The sequence below is a fragment of the Kordia sp. genome (assembly GCF_045105435.1).
GTDB lineage: Bacteria > Bacteroidota > Bacteroidia > Flavobacteriales > Flavobacteriaceae > Kordia.
Genome location: NZ_JBGCDL010000150.1, coordinates 1 through 3360, shown reverse-complemented (window position 1 = coordinate 3360; position 3360 = coordinate 1). Strand labels below are relative to the sequence as shown.

Genomic DNA, 3360 nt, shown 5'->3' with positions numbered 1-3360 from the left:
GATTTGGTAAAAACGAATTTTGTTATTGAGTCCTTTTCGAATAAGTATTATCGGATGCTTGTTACTATTCCTGAAGTATCCGTTTACAAGTCAGAACAAAATATTTTAATGGTTGAGATTTGGATTGCAGAAGAATTATTTAATTACTTACATCCATTTTTATTTTCTGATATTTTTCAACAAAAGCTAACTAAGCACCAATTTCAAGTATTATTTGAAATTATTAAAACTTATAGCTCTATCCATCTCAGAAAAGAATTTAATATTACACAATTCTTGGATAATTATCCAGCTGTTTTAAGTAATCAACACAAAAGACAGATACAAGAATATTTTATCCAATATCTAAAAGTATTACACCAAGAGGGAAAGCTGCAGGATAAAGTTTTAGATCTTTCATCGAATAAGGTTTTACAGATTACAGATTTAAATTCATCCCATTCACAAATAGCTGTTTTCGAAAATATTAAGATCCAATTTTTATAAAATTAATTTATTAATTTTTAATTCATAGTTTTAATCGACATGTGGTTAGACCACAAATAAAAAGCAGTTTTTTAATCACACATTTTTAAAAAGGCCTGATATTTTCAGGTGTTTGCAAAGGTGACCTTGTTAAAAAACTCTCTTTTCCGGGAGAGTTTTTTAACAAGGTCACCTTTGCAAATAAACACACATTGAAAAGTCAAAATAAGAAAAATTTTATATGGAAAAAAAAAAAAAAAAAAAAGAAACTAATCAATTAATTACAAAATCCGAAGTTGAATCTAAGTTAGATATTTTAGTAGAAGGCCAAACTAATAATTCGAAACAACTTCAAGCTATTCGAAATGATTTGCAGAGAGGCTTCATCGGCCTAGCCTTAAGAAATCAGGAATTAGTGGAACTAAACAAGGAATTAACCCAACAATTAGGGATTGTTGTTTCAGAATTAAATGCAATTCAACAAGAACGCGAAGAAAAGGAAATTCGCAAGCAAGCTCGTCAAAACCGGAAGCGCTTACCCAAGCGAGAACCTATGACTCATCATATTTATAAGGAATTGATTCGAGCTGCCGAAGGCCCAACTTATTTATCTGTACGCTTACGAATTGCCTTTTGTATTCTCGCAGTGACTGGAATACGGATCAATGAACTATTACCTTTAAAGGTATATCAGCTTGAAACACTTATCCATTCTAACTGGATTGCCATTGATCGCTCTAAAAGAGGGCCGAGTAATCATAAAGCATTCCTAACTAAGGAAGGCAAAAAAATCATTGAAGATCGAAAAAAAGATTTTGAACTGATTTTTTTAATGAAAGAATCTAATTCTTACGTTTTTACATCCGAAGCCAACCATTACCAAATGTTAAGTCGCGAAACGATTACAAAAGACGTCAATCGAGCAATGCGTTCGGTTTCGAATCAATTTACTGATACGCCAAATATTACGAGTCATAGTTTTCGAGTTGGATATATTACTCAATTATGGAAAGATACCAAAGATATTGAGTTTGTGAAACAAGCAATAGGGCACCGAAGTATGGGTACCACTTCTTCTTACGTTGACATTTTATCTGATAAGGAAAGGGAAGAGCGTATGGACCAAATTTAATTCAAAAACATTCTAATGAAAATCAACCTAGCAAATATAATACGGCTTGAGAGGCTGCTGATACGCCCCAGAATCAAAATAAATTAAGTTTAGGTAATATGGGGGCTTAGGAGAGTATTAAAGAGTAAATTTTAATATTTCAAATTTTGGCGTGTTTGATCAAAATTTGAAATATTAAAATTGAAATAAAAGCATTTAACAACCTACTAGATTCATACAGGCTCCCATTAAAACCTCTGTGAATCGCGTCTTAAGCGCTTTACTACACACTAATTCAGCTGCTGTAACTACACCAGCAGCGACCGCTTCTGGTGGAGCGGTTTTCGCAAAGGTTTCTAGTGCCGATTTCTGACCTTGCCGAATAGCTTCGCACACAACAGGTTCTGTTACGAGTTCAGGAGATTTTTCCATAACCGATAGCGTCAATTTTTTTAAACTGACAATTTCTTCTGTTTCTGATGCAGTGAAGAATGAAACTCCAAAAATACCTTTGACAACACCTAAGGCACCTTCACAAACAACATCTTCACACACGTCTCTTATCCAAGGCATAAATTTTATTTTAATTTTTTAATATTTTTTAATAAATTGTAACTAAGGTTAAGGTGGTGTTGGCCCCGGTGGATTTGGAACCGGCTGAGATGGTTTAGAACCGCCTAATTTTCCACCCATAAAAACAACAACTCCACATATTATAATATATCGAATTCCTTTTCCGATAACCAAACCAATTTTTTCAGAAAAATTAAAAGCTGGTGAATTTTGATCAACCATAAGTTTTTAGAATTTTTAACGTACAACAAATTATAATATCAAGTATTTTTCAATAAAGCAATAAAGTATCGTATTTTAATTTCCTTGAATATCGACGTTTGTGATGTATAATACTTATTTAACGCCACCTAATTATATTTAAAGTGACTGCGGTATGGTAAAGTTTCAACCAGTAGGAATCTTCACTTTCACCAATAAACTCTTCGATAGCTGCTTGTATGATTTCATTCGTGAACTCCGATACGTTAATATAGTAGTATCCAGGTGGTAAGAACTTTCGCTTTTCCATAAGAACGTCTAGAAATCGAGGGGTTGTTACTTCTACCAAATAATCTGAACCATCTTCTAAGGTAATAATAATATCTAAAGAACCTTTACCATTGACTAAATTTCGAAGTGGAATATCGTATTCTATTTCTTAATGACCAAAGTGACCATGATGAAGAAAAAGATAAAAAAATAGACGAAAAAATTGTTAAAAATCTAGAAGAAGAATGTAAAATTCTTGATGAATATAATAAAATTTAGTATATTTCAGTTCTATCCTATATAAATTTTTCATCGCTTTCCGCCAACTTTTAATATTTTTTTTATTTCCGCGGTCAGCAATCCCAACAATATTTACAACACCATCACCTTGATATTCCACGAGATACCGACCTCCACGATTTCCTTTTATTTCTTAAATTAATAAAGAATCAATTGAAAAAAAGCAATAACTATTTCACAACCTATCACGGAAGTCCGGGGCCATAGAAATTCACCCTGTCTTTCACCATCAGGTATTCAAGATTTTTAGGAGTTCCCACAATGATTGTTACTGTTGGCATGTCTTTGAATGTAACAAGGACTTCAACATTTGCATTAAAAGGATCTTTTAAACCTTGCAATTCATTATGATTTATTTCAACTGAAATACTATTATTTTTATTCATTTTTTGAAAATATTGCTTAATAATCTAAAACTAAAAATTCAAGAAAGATTTTAT

At 32.1% G+C, this 3360-nt stretch carries 5 protein-coding genes; 2 read left to right on the top strand and 3 right to left on the bottom strand.

Annotated features, from left to right (window positions below; genetic code table 11):
• On the top strand, positions 1-486 hold a 486-nt coding region (locus AB8B65_RS07845; protein ID WP_405300335.1), incomplete at its 5' end, for a hypothetical protein.
• A 220-nt stretch (positions 487-706) separates the two neighbouring features.
• A complete protein-coding gene (locus AB8B65_RS07840; RefSeq protein WP_405300334.1) occupies positions 707-1597 on the top strand; it encodes a tyrosine-type recombinase/integrase in 891 nt (296 codons plus the stop codon).
• Between the two features lie 195 nt (positions 1598-1792).
• Here AB8B65_RS07840 and AB8B65_RS07835 read toward each other — a convergent pair whose 3' ends face one another.
• The 3 genes from AB8B65_RS07835 to AB8B65_RS07825 all read right to left on the bottom strand — a co-directional run bounded on the left by AB8B65_RS07835 (position 1793) and on the right by AB8B65_RS07825 (position 3306).
• Positions 1793-2149, bottom strand: a complete 357-nt coding sequence (locus AB8B65_RS07835; protein ID WP_405300332.1) for a hypothetical protein — start codon at positions 2147-2149, stop codon at positions 1793-1795.
• 48 nt (positions 2150-2197) lie between these two features.
• The gene (locus AB8B65_RS07830; RefSeq protein ID WP_405300331.1) at positions 2198-2371 is read right to left on the bottom strand and encodes a hypothetical protein; all 174 of its coding nucleotides are present in this window, start codon (positions 2369-2371) and stop codon (positions 2198-2200) included.
• A 734-nt stretch (positions 2372-3105) separates the two neighbouring features.
• On the bottom strand, positions 3106-3306 hold the full coding sequence (locus AB8B65_RS07825) for a hypothetical protein (RefSeq protein ID WP_405300330.1): 201 nt from the start codon (positions 3304-3306) through the stop codon (positions 3106-3108).
• Positions 3307-3360 lie beyond the last annotated feature (54 nt).